Annotated in this window: 14 protein-coding genes and 1 pseudogene; 12 read left to right on the top strand and 3 right to left on the bottom strand. The window is 64.0% G+C overall.

All coding sequences use genetic code 11. From position 1 onward, the window contains the following. The first annotated feature begins 46 nt into the window (after nucleotides 1-46). The 8 genes from KBY65_RS08710 (at nucleotide 47) to KBY65_RS08675 (ending at nucleotide 8,094) form a co-directional block, all read left to right on the top strand. Nucleotides 47-322: a hypothetical protein gene (locus tag KBY65_RS08710; protein ID WP_255001331.1), complete on the top strand. Its 276-nt coding sequence runs from the start codon at nucleotides 47-49 to the stop codon at nucleotides 320-322. Then, nucleotides 323-1,930: a CocE/NonD family hydrolase gene (locus KBY65_RS08705; protein WP_315860065.1), complete on the top strand. Its 1,608-nt coding sequence runs from the start codon at nucleotides 323-325 to the stop codon at nucleotides 1,928-1,930. Between the two features lie 22 nt (nucleotides 1,931-1,952). Beyond that, entirely contained in the window at nucleotides 1,953-2,723 is a 771-nt protein-coding gene (locus KBY65_RS08700) for a DUF3887 domain-containing protein (RefSeq protein WP_255001330.1), read from the top strand. A gap of 42 nt (nucleotides 2,724-2,765) precedes the next feature. Next, on the top strand, nucleotides 2,766-5,090 hold the full coding sequence (glgB, locus tag KBY65_RS08695; RefSeq protein ID WP_255001328.1) for a 1,4-alpha-glucan branching protein GlgB: 2,325 nt from the start codon (nucleotides 2,766-2,768) through the stop codon (nucleotides 5,088-5,090). 26 nt (nucleotides 5,091-5,116) lie between these two features. Beyond that, on the top strand, nucleotides 5,117-6,187 hold the full coding sequence (hemE, locus tag KBY65_RS08690; RefSeq protein ID WP_255001326.1) for a uroporphyrinogen decarboxylase: 1,071 nt from the start codon (nucleotides 5,117-5,119) through the stop codon (nucleotides 6,185-6,187). Then, nucleotides 6,184-7,224: an NAD-dependent epimerase/dehydratase family protein gene (locus KBY65_RS08685; protein ID WP_254987241.1), complete on the top strand. Its 1,041-nt coding sequence runs from the start codon at nucleotides 6,184-6,186 to the stop codon at nucleotides 7,222-7,224. The genes hemE and KBY65_RS08685 overlap by 4 nt, the downstream gene beginning before the upstream one ends. Continuing rightward, nucleotides 7,221-7,646 carry a plastocyanin/azurin family copper-binding protein gene (locus tag KBY65_RS08680; RefSeq protein WP_255001324.1) on the top strand — a complete coding sequence of 142 codons (426 nt, stop codon included), beginning with the start codon at nucleotides 7,221-7,223 and terminating at the stop codon, nucleotides 7,644-7,646. Before KBY65_RS08685 ends, KBY65_RS08680 begins: the two co-directional genes overlap by 4 nt. A gap of 106 nt (nucleotides 7,647-7,752) precedes the next feature. After that, complete coding sequence (locus KBY65_RS08675) at nucleotides 7,753-8,094, top strand: c-type cytochrome (protein WP_094559490.1); 342 nt, start codon at nucleotides 7,753-7,755, stop codon at nucleotides 8,092-8,094. 84 nt (nucleotides 8,095-8,178) lie between these two features. Here KBY65_RS08675 and KBY65_RS08670 read toward each other — a convergent pair whose 3' ends face one another. Further along, nucleotides 8,179-8,397 carry a hypothetical protein gene (locus tag KBY65_RS08670; RefSeq protein WP_094559630.1) on the bottom strand — a complete coding sequence of 73 codons (219 nt, stop codon included), beginning with the start codon at nucleotides 8,395-8,397 and terminating at the stop codon, nucleotides 8,179-8,181. 113 nt (nucleotides 8,398-8,510) lie between these two features. Between KBY65_RS08670 and KBY65_RS08665 the strand changes: the two genes are divergently transcribed. Then, entirely contained in the window at nucleotides 8,511-8,837 is a 327-nt protein-coding gene (locus tag KBY65_RS08665) for a hypothetical protein (protein WP_255001322.1), read from the top strand. Here KBY65_RS08665 and KBY65_RS08660 read toward each other — a convergent pair. Continuing rightward, entirely contained in the window at nucleotides 8,819-9,541 is a 723-nt protein-coding gene (locus KBY65_RS08660) for a hypothetical protein (protein WP_255001321.1), read from the bottom strand. The two genes, KBY65_RS08665 and KBY65_RS08660, sit on opposite strands and share 19 nt — an antisense overlap. Nucleotides 9,542-9,822: 281 nt before the next feature. On the opposite strand from KBY65_RS08660, the gene clpB reads away from it, so the two are divergent. Beyond that, nucleotides 9,823-12,465, top strand: a complete 2,643-nt coding sequence (gene clpB, locus KBY65_RS08655; protein WP_094559487.1) for an ATP-dependent chaperone ClpB — start codon at nucleotides 9,823-9,825, stop codon at nucleotides 12,463-12,465. Between the two features lie 177 nt (nucleotides 12,466-12,642). Beyond that, a pseudogene (locus tag KBY65_RS14070) lies at nucleotides 12,643-12,801 on the top strand (NAD-dependent epimerase/dehydratase family protein); the annotation flags it as partial. A 457-nt stretch (nucleotides 12,802-13,258) separates the two neighbouring features. On the opposite strand, the gene KBY65_RS08645 reads toward KBY65_RS14070, so the two are convergent. Then, the gene (locus KBY65_RS08645) at nucleotides 13,259-13,528 is read right to left on the bottom strand and encodes a hypothetical protein (RefSeq protein ID WP_094559486.1); all 270 of its coding nucleotides are present in this window, start codon (nucleotides 13,526-13,528) and stop codon (nucleotides 13,259-13,261) included. Nucleotides 13,529-13,746: 218 nt separating this feature from the next. Between KBY65_RS08645 and KBY65_RS08640 the strand changes: the two genes are divergently transcribed. Further along, entirely contained in the window at nucleotides 13,747-14,511 is a 765-nt protein-coding gene (locus KBY65_RS08640) for a BREX system Lon protease-like protein BrxL (protein ID WP_233128449.1), read from the top strand. The last annotated feature ends 108 nt before the right edge of the window (nucleotides 14,512-14,619 follow it).

The raw sequence follows: 14,619 nt of genomic DNA, 5'->3' as shown, positions 1-14,619 counted from the left end.
TAATCGGGGTATACCCATGGTGACCCTTCGCTCGACACCCCAAGTCATGATCGCCCTGCTGTTGGCCTCTGGCCTATGGGCTGGCCTGGGCGCCCTTTCCACGCCAGCCCTGGCCCAGTCCCAGTTGCTGGAATCTGTCAAACAGAACCCTGCCCGGGCCAAGGCGCTCTGCGACCAGATGCGTGGCTTTAACGCCCAAGGCCTATCGGCCACCTCAAAGCAGGCCGTAGCTCAGATTGCCCGCCAGGAAAACCTCAGCCCCATGGATGCCGAGGTGCTCACCACCTATGTGATCGGCCTCCACTGTCCTGATGTGCGCTGAGTGACCTCCCACCCCGCTGGCCCGAATGGGGTGCGTTGCTGGGATACCGAGATGCGCTGCCGCGATGGCATCCGCCTCGCTTGTCGGATCTGGCGGCCAGAAGGACTAGGCCCCTGGCCTGTGCTGCTGATGCGCCAGCCCTACGGCAGGGCTATCGCCTCCACCGTCACCTACGCCCACCCCAGCTGGTATGCCCGCCACGGCTTTCAGGTGGTGGTGCAGGACGTGCGCGGGCGCGGCGCCTCAGAGGGGGAGTTTCAGGGGTTTAGGCAGGAGGCCGCCGACGGCGCCGACAGCTTTCGCTGGGCCCGCGGGCTCGAGGGCAGTAATGGGCAACTGGGCTGCTACGGCTTCTCCTACCAGGGCCTTACCCAACTGCTCAGCGACGACGAGGACGCCCTGCCCGACTGCCTGGCCCCAGCCATGGCTGGCCTCGATGAGAAATCAGACTGGGCCAGCGAGGGCGGGGCCCACTGGTGGGGCCTGGGTCTGGCCTGGGGCCTGCAACTGGCGGCCCAGAGCTGTCAGCGGCTCGGAGACGACCACGGCTGGCAGGCAATCCGCCGCAGCCTGGAGACGGGTCAATTTCTCCACGAAGGCCTGACCCTGCTGGAGCGGCACGACCCCCAGGGAATGGCCCTTGGCTGGCTGCAACGCTCCACAGAGCCCGCAGCGGCCTGGGTGCGCCACCAACCGTCCCCAGTTTTGCTGCGGCGCCCGATGCTGCTGATCGGCGGCTGGTACGACCCCCACCTCCGCGGCATCCTGGATCTCTGGGATCGGGCCAAAGCCGCCGGCGGAGCACCTCTGCTACGGATCGGCGCCTGGACACACTTGGATTGGCAGGGGGGGCTCGATCGGCTGCAACTGGCCTTTTTCCAACAGCATCTGCAGCAGCGCAGCGCCCCGGTCGAACTCCACCAACCGGTGTTGCTGGAAGATGCCACCACCCACCTCTGGCAGGCCCCAACAGAAGCCCCTGTGCCCCTGAGCTGGGGGCTGGTGAGCGGTGGGTTGGCGGCAATCGATGCAGACGAGGGTGAACTCCTTGCAGAGCAGGCTGGCGGCGGCAGCGTGACCCTGGTGCACGATCCCTGGCGGCCCGTTCCTGGTCGGGGAGGTCACCTAGGGCTCGACCCCGGACCCTGTAAACGCCGCGACCTCGATCGCCGCAGTGATGTGGCCTGTTTCACCTCCCCGCCCCTAGGCCGCGGCCTCAGCTTGGAAGGACGCCCCCTGTTGAGGATCCGTGTGATTGCCGACCAGCCCAGCTTCGACCTCTGTGCCTGCCTTTCCCGGGTGAACCGGGAAGGCACGGAGGTAGACCAGTTCGCTACTGGTGTGGCTCGGATCCAGGGCTCACCAGGCCAGGCCATGCTGCTGGAGCTTGAATTCCAGCCCCTCCTTGCCAGCCTCGAGATAGGTGACCGAGTGAGGCTGGCGCTGGCGGGATCGGCCTGGCCGCAGATCGCCGTGAACCCCGGGGATGGCAGCCTCCCCAACGGACCAGCTGGTCCCCAGCATCGGGTGATCAGCCTTGATCTGGATCTAGCCGAATCGCAATTGCAGATACTGCCTCTCCTCAGGGGAAAAGTTGGGGCAAACTGAGCCGAATTAGTCAGTCCATCTGATGCTGTTGCGCCCCCTGCGCCTCCCCTTGCTCGCCCTGGCCACTGGCCTCAGCCTCGGCTTGGGCACTGGCCCCTGGGCATGGGGCCCATCGGCCCTGGCGCAGGCCCAGGAAGGGGCCGAGATCAGTCCTGCCCTGAGCGTGGAACAGGCACGGGCCGCTGCCAATCGGATCCTGAAGGCGGTGAAGAGCCGCGATGCCAACCTGCGCTACAGCCAGTTTTCCGACGAACTGAAGGCCGTCAGTAGCCCGGCCATGGTGGCCAGCACCATGCGCACCCAACCGAGACTGCTGAATTGGACCCTGTTGAGCGTGCAGGGGGGCCTGCGAGACACCACGGTGGAAGCGAGTCTCACCACCAGCCGCGGTCAGCAAGACCTGTTCATCGTGCTCAATGGCGAGGGCAAGCTCAGCGGCTATCACCTCGACCTCAGCGACGAGGCCCCCAGCCTGGTTGCACGCAAGTTTGTGACCGCCCTCAGCAACGGACATTTCATCTCCGCGCGCAGCTTCCTGAGCCTGTCGTTACAGAGGGAAATCGGAGCCGACCGTCTTCAAATGCGCTGGCAACAGCTTCAGCGGCAAACCGGTTCATTGGTGCGCATCCGCAAAACCGTGGTGGCCGAGGGCACCGGTGACGAGCGTCTCGTGCTGGTGAACACCGAGTTCAATCGGCTCAGCGACTCCCTCTACGTGATCCTCAACGCCAGCAACGAAATCACCGGCATCGATTTTCCGAGTGAGCCAATTGGCCCCCAGCCGGTGCGCTGAGGGCAAAGCCTCCTAAGCTCCTGGCTCGCTCATTGATGGTTCATGTCCTTGCTCAGCCTCGATTGGATGGTGCAGGACGCCCAGAGGCTGGCGGAATGCAGCCACGACCATCCATTCGCCGTGCTTGGGCCCCAGCCCCTGGAAGGTGGCTCCTGGGTGGCTCGAGTCTGGATGCCCGAGGGCGAGAGGGTCGAATTGCTGCTCGACGGCCAGACCCTGGCGATGGCCAGCCCCAACCATCCCTGGATCTTCGAGGCCCAACTCGAACGCGATCCCGGCACGGGCTATCAGCTGCGGGTGTTGCGCGGTGGCATCGAGCACGTGCAGCACGACCCCTGGTCGTTCCGCCATGAATGGATGGGCGAGCTCGATCGGCTGCTGTTTGCCGAGGGCAACCACCACCACATCTGGCGCCGGATGGGCGCCCATCTCACCGAGCACAACGGCGTCAGCGGCGTGCAGTTCTGCCTGTGGGCACCCAATGCCCGCAGCGTTGCGGTACTGGGGAATTTCAACAGCTGGGATGGCCGCCATCACCCGATGCAGGCGCGGGTTGGGGGCTCCTGGGAGTTGTTCATCCCAGGGCTCCATCCCGGCGAGCTCTACAAATACGAAGTGCGGGCCCAGAACGGCCATTGCTACCAGAAGGCCGATCCCTACGGCTTCCGCCACGAAGTGCGGCCCAACAACGGCTCGATCATCGAAGCCCCCTCAGGTCACCAGTGGAGCGACAGCGCCTGGATGGCGGAGCGGGACAGCCGCAACCCCCTGGATCAACCGGTGTCGGTGTACGAGATGCACCTCGGCAGCTGGATGCATGCCGCCGCTGATGCGCCCTACATCGAAGCCGACGGCACTCCGCGCGCACCCGTGCCCGCCGCGGACCTCAAGCCCGGCGCTCGCCTGCTCACTTACCCGGAGCTGGCCGATCGGGTGATCCCCTATGTGAAGGCCCGCGGCTTCACCCACATCGAACTGATGCCCATTTCGGAGCATCCCTTCGATGGCTCCTGGGGCTACCAGGTGACGGGCTGGTACGCCCCCACCAGCCGTTTCGGCACCCCGGATGAGTTCCGCACCTTCGTGGACCGCTGCCATGCCGAGGGCCTCGGCGTGATCCTCGACTGGGTGCCGGGCCACTTCCCGAAAGATGCCCACGGCCTGGCCTTCTTCGATGGCGCCCACCTCTATGAGCACGCCGATCCCCGCATCGGCGAGCACAAGGAATGGGGCACGCTGATCTTCAACTACAGCCGCAACGAAGTTCGCAACTTCCTGGTGGCGAACCTTGTTTACTGGTTTGAGGAATTCCACATCGATGGCATCCGCGTTGATGCGGTGGCCTCGATGCTCTACCGCGACTACCTCCGTCCCGACGGCGAATGGCTGCCCAACGAACACGGCGGCCGCGAGAACACCGAGGCGGTGCAGTTTCTGCAGCAGGCCAACCACGTGCTGTTCGAGCACTTCCCAGGAGCCCTCTCGATCGCCGAGGAATCCACCACCTGGCCGATGGTCACCCAGCCCACCAACATCGGCGGCCTCGGGTTCAACCTCAAGTGGAACATGGGCTGGATGCACGACATGCTCGATTACTTCGAGCTGGATCCCTGGTTCCGCCAGTACCACCAGAACAATGTGACGTTCTCGATCTGGTACGCCTTCACCGAGAACTTCATGCTCGCCCTCAGCCACGATGAGGTGGTGCATGGCAAGAGCAACCTGCTGCACAAAATGCCTGGTGATGACTGGCAGAAGTTCGCCAACGTGCGTGCCCTGCTGGCTTACATGTGGACTCACCCCGGCAAGAAGACGATCTTCATGGGGATGGAGTTCGGCCAACGGGCCGAATGGAACGTGTGGGGTGATCTGCAGTGGGACCTGCTGCAACACGATGCCCACCAGGGCCTGCAGCGCCTCGTCGACGACCTCAACGTTTTCTACAAATCAGAACGTGCACTCTGGGGCGATGACTTCAGCGAGTTTGGATTCCAGTGGATCGATTGCAACGACAACCGGCACTCGATCATCAGTTTTATGCGCCGCGAAAGCGCCACCGGCCGCTGGGTCGTGGTGGTGGCCAACTTCACCCCCCAGAGCCATTCCCATTACCGGGTGGGGGTGCCGCTGGAGGGCTTCTACGAGGAGGCGTTCAACACCGATGCCGAGCGTTATGGCGGCAGCAACCTGGGCAATCTGGGCGGCAAGTTCACCGACGAGTGGGGCATCCACGGCTACGAGCAATCGCTCGATCTCTGCCTGCCGCCCCTGTCGGTGCTGGTGCTCCGCCGTGACGAAAAGCGCAGCCAGGAACGGGTTGAGGACACCTGTGACGAAGCCGCCGAAACCGGGGCCCTGCTCGGGTAGGTTCTCGCTTCGCCTTGCTTGCACCCATGACCGAAACCGCCCCCCTGCTGCTGCGCGCCGCCCGAGGTGAGCAGGTGGAGCGGCCGCCGGTGTGGATGATGCGCCAGGCAGGCCGTTACATGAAGGTGTACCGCGACCTGCGCGACCGCCATCCCGGCTTCCGGGAGCGCTCGGAGAACCCCGATCTCTCCTACGAGATCTCGATGCAGCCCTTCGAGGCGTTCAAGCCCGATGGGGTGATTCTGTTCTCTGACATCCTCACGCCCCTGCCGGGCATGGGGATCGACTTCGACATCTTGGAGAGCAAAGGTCCCCTGATTCAGGACCCGATCCGCACCATGGCCCAGGTCGAAGCGCTTCGCCCCCTGCAGCCGGGCGAGAGCATGCCATTTGTGGGCGAGGTGCTCACCCGCCTGCGCCAGTCGGTGGGAAATGAGGCCGCCGTGCTCGGGTTTGTTGGTGCTCCCTGGACCCTGGCCGCCTACGTGGTGGAGGGCAAGAGCTCCAAGAACTACGCGGTGATCAAGGCCATGGCCTTCCAGGAGCCGGCCCTGCTGCACAAGCTGCTCAACCACTTCGCTGAATCGATTGCGGCCTATCTGCGCTACCAGATCGACTCCGGCGCCCAGGTGGTGCAGATGTTCGATTCCTGGGCCGGCCAGCTCAGCCCCATGGACTACGACACCTTCGCCGCGCCCTACCAGAAGAAGGTGGTGGATCTGGTCAAGCAGACCCACCCCGACACCCCCTTCATCCTCTACATCTCCGGCAGTGCCGGCGTGATTGAGCGGATGGCCCGCACGGGTGTGGACATCGTGTCTCTCGACTGGACCGTGGACATGGCCGAGGGCCTAGCCCGCCTGCCTGAGCACGTGGGCGTGCAAGGCAACGTGGACCCCGGCCTGCTGTTCGGCACCCCCGAGGCCATCCAGGCCCGCATCGACGACACCGTGCGCAAGGCCCGCGGCCGCAAGCACATCCTCAACCTGGGACACGGGATCCTGCCCGGCACCCCGGAGGAGAACGGCCAGTTCTTCTTTGAGGCCGGCAAGAGCGTGATGGATCGCCTCGGCGAGCAGCGGGGAGCGCTGACTTGAGCGACCCGTCGGCGGCGCCCTCCCAACCCTGTCGCAGGCCCCAGCGGATCCTGATCACCGGTGCCTCGGGCTGCGTGGGTCAGCACATCGCAGCCCAGCTTTACCGCGAGAGCGACGCCGACCTGCTGCTGCTGCTTCGAGATCCCGCCAAGCTCACGGCGGTGCCGGCGCACGATCCCCGCATCACCCTGCTGGTGGGCGACCTGCGGGAGCTCACCCCCCATGCCGGCGCCATTGCGACGGCCACCCGGGTGATTCACACCGCGACCGCCTGGGGCGATCCCGTGCGGGCCCAGCAGGTCAACGTGGAGGCGGTCAAGCAACTGCTGTCCTTCACCAGCCCCGAATGGCTGGAGCAGGTGATCTATTTCTCCACGGCCTCGATCCTCGATCGCCAGCTGCAACTGCTGCCCGAGGCCGAGGCCTACGGCACCGAATACATCCAGACCAAAGCCCTTTGCCTCCAGCAATTGGAGGTCCACCCGCTGGCCGCCAAGGTGGTGGCCGTCTTCCCCACCCTGGTGTTCGGCGGCCGTGTGGATGGGCAGGGCCCCTTCCCCACCAGCTACCTCACGGCCGGGCTCAGCGAAGCCTGCCGCTGGCTTTGGCTGGCGAAGTGGCTGCGGGCCGATGCCAGCTTCCACTTCATCCACGCCGCTGACATCGCCCAGGTGTGCGTCCACCTGGCCACCCAGCCTCACCAGAGCAACCCGGAGCCGGGCCAGGGGGCCGTGCGCCGCTTGGTGCTGGGGCAGGCCGCGATCACGGTCAACGACACCGTGGCCCAGCTGTGCCGCTGGCGCCGCAGCTGGCGGCCACCGCTGGGCCTCGACCTGCAGGGCTGGCTGATCGAGGCCCTGATCAAGCTGCTGCGCATCGAGGTGAACGCCTGGGATCGCTTTTCGATCCGCCAGCGTCACTTCGTGCACGAACCGGTGAGCCCGCCGGAGCGGTTTGGCCTAGTGAGCCATGCCCCCACCCTGCAGGCCGTCTTCGACGTATCGGGCCTGCCCCACCGCGGCCTGCCCAAGCCATGAACCCGTCCGGCCTGCGCCGGCTGCTCGCCGCCCTGCTGCTTGGGCTCGTGGTGTTGGGGCTCGTGCTGCTGTGGTCAGGCCAGCAGGCTCAGGCGACCACAGACCAAGCGATCATAGACCAGGCAGCCACGGCCGTGATGCGGCTGGGCAGCGAGGAGGGATTTCTGGTGTTCCAACCCGAGCGCCTGACGATTGCAGCGGGTGAGCGGGTGCGGTTTGAAGTTGGCGGGCTTGGCCCCCACAACCTGATTGTGGACAGCCACCCCGAATGGAGCCATGAGCCGCTGAGCTTTGTTGTTGGCGAAGGCTGGGACCAGCAATTCGACACCCCGGGCCGCTACGCCATCTGGTGCGAGCCGCACCGGGCTGCGGGCATGACCGGCGAAATCAACGTGGTGGCCGCTGAAAACGCAACCGAATGACCCCGAGAGTGTGTGGCAAATGTTGCGAACCTGGCTGGCAAGGGTCACAGCAGCGCCGCTCCCAGTTTAATTTTGGCGGGTAGCCCGTGCTTTCAAAGCGCCTTCCATGCGCCGTCTCTTCTCCCTGATCGCTCTCTGCCTGGCGCTCGTGCTGGGCGCTGCTCCGAGCTTCGCCGCCGATGTGGCCCACGGTGGTCAAATCTTCTCCGCCAACTGCGCGGCCTGCCACATGGGTGGCGGCAACGTGGTGAATGCCGAGCGCACCCTCAAGCAGGATGCCCTTGAGGCCTATCTGGCCAACTACAGCAGCGGCCATGAAGCTGCCATCGCCTACCAGGTGACCAACGGCAAAAACGCCATGCCCGCCTTCGGCGGCAAGCTGAGCGACGGCGACATCGCTGATGTCGCCGCCTACGTCGAGGACATGTCCTCCAAAGGCTGGGCCTGATCACAGCTGAGCTCACGCTTGGATGCCCAGGTCAAACCGTTTCAGCAAACCCCGGCTTCGGCCGGGGTTTTTTGTTGGGCCTCATCAGCCCTGCTCTCGACGGGCAGCCAGCACGGCCAGGTAGAGCTCCTCGGGCACCTCGCGGATGTCGTACTCACTAGGGAGCACGCCGTGCACGTGCCGATGCACCGCCAGCCAGCAGTTGCGCTCCGGATCCCGGCCCGTGGCATCAAACTCCCGCGATTGAGCAGCAAGGCGCGCAATCAATGCGTCGTTGAACGCGTCGTGCGAAGGGCTGTTCAACGGCTCGTTCAACACAGGATCGGATCCGGGCTCATCCATGACGGCAGACAACGGCAGCGTGGGAGCCCCCATTGGGAGTCCAGAGTGGGCTCAGTCTGAACCAGTGGATCGGCATGGCTGCCCGTCGCCCCTCGCCCACAACCCAGCTAATGCTTGGGTTGGATCCCGTCCTGCTGCTCGTTGTCGCCCTCGCCGGAACTGGGCTGCTGGGGGCCTCCCAGGGCTCGGCGCAAGCCCAGGCCTTGCCAAAGCCCTCCTGTCCACTGGTGGTGCAGGCAAGCCAGACGTTGCTTCAGCCCCGGCGCATCCAGCCCGATCAGGTGAAGGCCAAGAACGCGATGGGCTGCCTCTCGCCCGCGGATGCGGTGTACGGAGCGGACGGCTGTCCGCTCCGGCTGTGCGGCCCCGATGCCGGCGTGATTCAGCTGCCGGAGCCGTAAGCCACCTGGCACACGGCATTGAGCAGCTGGGCCTGGTCGGCGTCAGCTGGAATCTGGTCGTTCAGCAGACCCTGCTGACAATTGGCGGCTCCTAGCAATTGGGTGCCGTTAACCCCGTAAAAGAAACTCACTCCGGAGCTACCCACGGCTTCCACCGAGCCGTAGTTGAGCTGGTAGCTGGTGTTGGGCACCAGAAACACCGGTGACTGCTGCGCCGAAGCCGCATTAACAAGCCCACCAATCACCGCGCCTGTTGCCAGGCTTGCCACGCCCCAGGCAGCAGCATTGGCGCCCCACCAACCCCAGCCTCCCCAGCCGCCATACCAGCCGGTGTTCCAGGGGCGACTGCCCCAGTAGCCACCATTGCGCCACCCGTCATTCCAACCGTTGTAATCGCGGTTGTAGAAATTGTTGTTGACGGTGAGATTCCGGTTGAAGTCGTTGTTGCCGATCGAGGTACGGCTTCCGGCCCCATACATCGGGTGGTAGCCCTGGTAGCCAGAGCGCCAGTCGCCGCCACCGGACACATTGCGATCGACGTTCCGGTCGACGTTGACGTTGCGATCACCGCCACCCGACCAGTGATAGCCGCCGTCGCCAAACCCGCCACTGCCACGAAAACCACCCCCGCCACCGCGGGCCTCAGCAGCAATCGGACTCACGGCAGAGCTGAGCAGGATGGCGGCACTGAGGGCCGCGGTCACAGTGCGTTGAACAGTCTTGGCAATACAAACAAGGGGTCAAGAGCTGGGCAGGTGGCAATCAACTCAATGTCCCCTTTGAAGGCCCCTTACTGGTAGCAAACGTGCTGCACAGCAAACCCTAAGCACAAAATTCCGTCACAGAGTGGGGGTTCGGATGGCCCCATAGAAGTGGCTGCACGGCCATGGCCGGTTCTCACCACAGGCTGCTTCGGCCTCCTGGGATGCCAGCTGCGGAAGCTGCTCATAGCGTTGATCCAACGGCTCCATCACTGAGGTTCCAAATGCATCCCACCGCCGAACTCTTCACCGAAAAAGCCTGGGCCTCCGTGGTGGCTGCCCAACAGCTGGCCCAACAAAAGCGCCAGCAACAGATGGAAAGCGAACATCTGCTGGCGGCACTGCTGGCCCAGCAAGGCCTGGCCGGCCGCATCCTGGAGAAGGCCGGCGTGGATGTGGGCAGCCTCAGCCAGAAGGTGGACGCCTGGATCGCCGGTCAACCCAGCCTGAGCGCCCCCCCCGACAACGTCTACCTGGGCAAGGGTCTCAACACCGTGCTCGATCAGGCAGGCAGCCTCAAGGAGACCTACGGCGACAGCTACATCGCCATTGAGCACCTGCTGCTGGCCCTGGCGATCGACAACCGTTGCGGCAAGCAACTGCTGTCGCAGGCCGGCACGAGCGCCGACAAACTCAAAGAGGCGGTGCAGTCCATCCGCGGATCCCAAAGCGTGACCGATCAGAACCCCGAAGGCACCTACGAATCCCTGGAGAAGTACGGCCGCGACCTCACCAAGGCCGCCCGCGAGGGCAAGCTCGATCCGGTAATCGGCCGCGATGAGGAGATCCGCCGCACGATCCAGATCCTCAGCCGCCGCACCAAAAACAACCCGGTGCTGATTGGCGAGCCCGGCGTGGGCAAAACGGCGATCGTGGAGGGCCTGGCCCAGCGGATCGTCAATGGCGATGTGCCCCAGGCATTGCAGAACCGACAGCTCGTGTCGCTCGACATGGGTGCCCTGATCGCCGGTGCCAAGTACCGCGGTGAATTCGAGGAGCGGCTCAAGGCCGTGCTCAAGGAGGTGACCGCCTCCGAAGGCCAGATTGTGCTGTTCATCGACGAGATCCACACCGTGGTGGGGGCCGGCGCCACCGGCGGGGCGATGGATGCCAGCAACCTGCTCAAGCCGATGCTGGCCCGCGGAGAACTGCGCTGCATCGGCGCCACCACCCTCGATGAGCACCGCCAGCACATCGAAAAGGATCCTGCCCTGGAGCGCCGATTCCAGCAGGTGTTCGTGGACCAGCCCACAGTGGAAGACACCATCTCGATCCTGCGTGGTTTAAAGGAGCGCTACGAGGTGCATCACGGCGTGCGCATCGCCGACAACGCCCTGGTGGCGGCAGCGGTGCTCAGCAGCCGCTACATCGCCGATCGCTTTCTGCCCGACAAGGCCATCGATCTGGTGGATGAATCGGCAGCCCGGCTGAAGATGGGGATCACCTCGAAGCCGGAGCAGATCGATGAGCTCGATCGCCGCATCCTGCAGCTGGAGATGGAAAAACTGTCGCTGGGGCGTGAATCCGATGCGGCCAGCAAGGATCGGCTTGAGCGGCTCGAGAAGGAGCTGGCCGATCTGAGCGAACAGCAGAGCGCCCTCAATGCCCAGTGGCAGCAGGAGAAGGGCTCGATCGATGAACTCGGCGCGATCAAGGAGGAGATCGAGCAGGTGCAGTTGCAGGTGGAGCAGGCCAAGCGCAACTACGATCTCAACAAGGCTGCCGAACTGGAATACGGCACCCTGGCGGAGTTGCACAAGAAGCTCGCCGCCAAAGAAGAGGAGCTCAACGCCAGCGGTAGCGACAAGACCCTGCTGCGCGAGGAGGTCACCGAAGACGACATCGCCGAGGTGATCGCCAAATGGACCGGAATCCCGGTGGCCAAGCTGGTGCAGAGCGAGATGGACAAACTGCTCCACCTTGAAGATGAGCTGCACACGCGTGTGATCGGTCAGGCCCAGGCGGTGACGGCCGTGGCCGATGCCATCCAGCGCTCCCGCGCCGGGCTCAGCGATCCGAACCGGCCCATCGCCAGCTTCCTCTTCCTTGGCCCCACCGGCGTGGGCAAAACCGAGCTCTCGAAAGCCCTGGCGGCGCAGCTGTTCGATTCCGAAGAATCGATGGTGCGCATCGACATGAGCGAATACATGGAGAAGCACGCCGTAAGCCGGCTGATCGGAGCGCCTCCGGGCTACGTGGGCTACGAGGAGGGGGGCCAGCTCACTGAAGCGGTGCGGCGCCGGCCCTATGCGGTGATCCTGTTCGACGAGGTGGAGAAAGCCCACCCCGATGTGTTCAACGTGATGCTGCAGATCCTCGATGACGGACGCGTCACCGATGGCCAGGGCCGCACGGTGGACTTCACCAATACCGTGCTGATCCTCACCAGCAACATCGGCAGCGCGTCAATCCTTGATCTGGCCGGTGATCCGGCACGCCACAGTGAGATGGAAGCGCGGGTCAACGAGGCCCTACGCGGCCACTTCCGGCCTGAGTTCCTGAACCGGCTGGATGAAACGATCATCTTCCACAGCCTCAAACAGGAGGAGCTACGCGAGATCGTGGAGCTGCAGGTGCGGCGCCTAGCCCAGCGCCTGGAGGACAAAAAACTGGCGCTCCAGCTCAACGCCGATGCCCTCGACTGGCTCGCCGGCGTGGGTTACGACCCGGTGTATGGCGCCCGGCCGCTCAAGCGCGCCATCCAGCGCGAGCTGGAAACCCCGATCGCCAAGGGGATCCTGGGAGGCCAGTTCACCGCAGGCCACACGATCGCGGTGGATGTGGAGCTACAGCCCACGGGCGAGGGGGAAGCCCACAAGCTGCGCTTCCATCAAACCGAACCAGCAAAACTGCCGGTGCTGGCCTGAGGCTCTCATGGGCATTGCACGCCACCAGCACAAAAAAGATCGGCATCCTCAAACATAGGCTTGCAGCCCACCGGAGCGAGTTGAGGCAAGTGGGAGCGATAATCCAGCATTCGTGTTGAAAACGAAGAGATATCGGGGAAATTTCATAGGGTTGCCGAGCACCACAAAACTGAATCAATGCGTCACCTCGTGACTGGTGGAGCCGGATTTATCGGCTCTCACCTAATCGATCGGTTAATGGCAGATCCGGATAACAACGTGATCTGAGTTGATAACTTCCAGACAGGGTCACGCAGCAATGTGGCGCATTGGATGGGTGATCCACGTATCGAACTCAGGCCGCGTCCTTTTGCGTGGTGTAAAACCCGAGGCCCGAATACCCTGATCAGAGGGTGAACAGGGTGGAATAACGAGCTGTCATTCCGGAGGCGCAGATGCACCTCGCTCTTCCACGTTGAATCAGGGCGATTGACTTGTCAAGTCTTTCGCCCGATCGCGGATGTGTTGTAATCTGGAGTAGCTGGCACCAGCCACAAGTTGTTGCCCCGGCCCCCGGGCGGCGATCAAGGCCGCTGCGTCCTGTGGGGCGCTGCAGCCTCGATCCCCTGGGGCCTGCGTCCTGCCTCTTTCAGGCGCTGAGGGTCTGCAGGATGGGGATGTCGCCGAGCTCCGGGATGGTCGCCATGCTCTCGGCGGAGAACATGCGGCGGCCCTCCAGCTGCCAGTGCTCGTGCTGCTCCAGCGGTGGAGGAAGCCAGCTAGTTCGGTAGCTGACCTGTTGCTGGCGATCACCTCACAGCGGACAAAGCAAGGGTCCCGGCAGGCGGCAGGTGCGCCAGTCGCCATTGGTGCTGCTTACCTCCACCCCAATCCAGCTGCTGGGATGGTCGGGCTCACTAAAGAGACCAATCCATTCGATGGCATCAGCGATGGCGTCATCAAGGGAGCTGTACTGACCGTCGAGCTGTAGGTGCGGCTCGCAGCTGCCGTCGATTAGGCGGTAGCTGCGCTCAAGCGACTGACTTGCTGTGCTGCGCCGAGCAGTGGATCCAGATGCCTGCATATCTCTCCTGCTTGGCTAATCACCATGGCCAGCGCAGGGTGCCGCCATCTGTATCGCCAGGAACACTTTGGTGAGACGTTACAAGGGGCTCGCTGCTGGCAAGTAGCGCGGCTGGCGCAGTTGAAAGAGGTGGTGGGTCATGGGGCTGGCGAGCACTCCCCTTGGTCTGCCCCGGCAGCAGCAGCGCGCAAGGGCTAACGCAAGTCGCTGCGCGACCCTTGCGCGCTGCTGGCTTCTGCGGGGCAATCGGCAATACCTATGTGGCCGAGTGCGTCAACTTCGGCAGCAACAGCCTGCGCATCTCCGATGACGATGTGCATGCCTTTGAGCGGCTGCTCACCGGCGGGGTGTGGGCCCAGGTGGAGGTGGAGTGGGATGAAAGTGATAGCCGAGCACCCTTCTCAATCAGCCAGCTCACACCGATTCAGCTGGCCAGCTTCAACCTCGATGAATACCGCAAGCTGCGCACCCAATTCAGCACCGAGGAGTGGATTGATCTGCTGATCCGCTCGATGGGCTACGAGCCGTCTCAGTTCAGCCAGCGGCTCAAATACCTCTTCCTGCTGCGCCTGATCCCGCTCTGCGAGCGCAATTACAACCTGGTGGAGCTCGGTCCTCGCGGCACCGGCAAGAGCTTTGCGGTGCAGGAGCTCTCCCCCTACGCGGCCCTGCTCACTGGGCCCGCCACGGTGGCCAAACTGTTTGGCCACATGAACGGCAAGGTCAAAGGGATGGTCTCGATCTGGGACGTGGTCGGCTTCGACGAAGTGGCCGACCTCCAGAAGATGCCCAAGGAGGTCATCACCACCATGAAGACCTACTGCGAGTCGGGGCAATTCCAGCGTGGTGCTGAGAGCTTTGCCGGCGACGCCAGTATCGCCATGTTCGGCAACACCCAGCAGCCGATCGACGTGATGGTGCAGACGGGGCTGTCCCGCGTCAAGCCCCTTGGCCGATTGGCGTCAATCAAGTTGGCCGGTTAGGGGAACTGATCGCCCCCCGGTTGTCGCCGGCGACAACCGGGGGGCGATGACGCTGGAGGCGACACGAAAACTGAGCTACCCATCAGTCCGAGCCATTGCCAGCACTAA

It is taken from the genome of Cyanobium sp. Alchichica 3B3-8F6 (assembly GCF_024346435.1).
Lineage (GTDB): Bacteria > Cyanobacteriota > Cyanobacteriia > PCC-6307 > Cyanobiaceae > Cyanobium_A.
Note: the sequence above shows the minus strand (reverse complement) of the source record. Positions and strands in the feature narration are given on the sequence as shown.

Excerpts from the sequence above, each read along its gene's own strand:
- hemE (WP_255001326.1), top strand. The coding sequence starts at position 5,117 with ATGACCGAAACCGCCCCCCTGCTGCTGCGCGCCGCCCGAGGTGAGCAG.
- glgB (WP_255001328.1), top strand. The coding sequence starts at position 2,766 with ATGTCCTTGCTCAGCCTCGATTGGATGGTGCAGGACGCCCAGAGGCTG.
- clpB (WP_094559487.1), top strand. The coding sequence starts at position 9,823 with ATGCATCCCACCGCCGAACTCTTCACCGAAAAAGCCTGGGCCTCCGTG.
- KBY65_RS08645 (WP_094559486.1), bottom strand. The coding sequence starts at position 13,528 with ATGCAGGCATCTGGATCCACTGCTCGGCGCAGCACAGCAAGTCAGTCG.
- KBY65_RS08700 (WP_255001330.1), top strand. The coding sequence starts at position 1,953 with ATGCTGTTGCGCCCCCTGCGCCTCCCCTTGCTCGCCCTGGCCACTGGC.
- KBY65_RS08675 (WP_094559490.1), top strand. The coding sequence starts at position 7,753 with ATGCGCCGTCTCTTCTCCCTGATCGCTCTCTGCCTGGCGCTCGTGCTG.
- KBY65_RS08665 (WP_255001322.1), top strand. The coding sequence starts at position 8,511 with ATGGCTGCCCGTCGCCCCTCGCCCACAACCCAGCTAATGCTTGGGTTG.
- KBY65_RS08710 (WP_255001331.1), top strand. The coding sequence starts at position 47 with ATGATCGCCCTGCTGTTGGCCTCTGGCCTATGGGCTGGCCTGGGCGCC.
- KBY65_RS08680 (WP_255001324.1), top strand. The coding sequence starts at position 7,221 with ATGAACCCGTCCGGCCTGCGCCGGCTGCTCGCCGCCCTGCTGCTTGGG.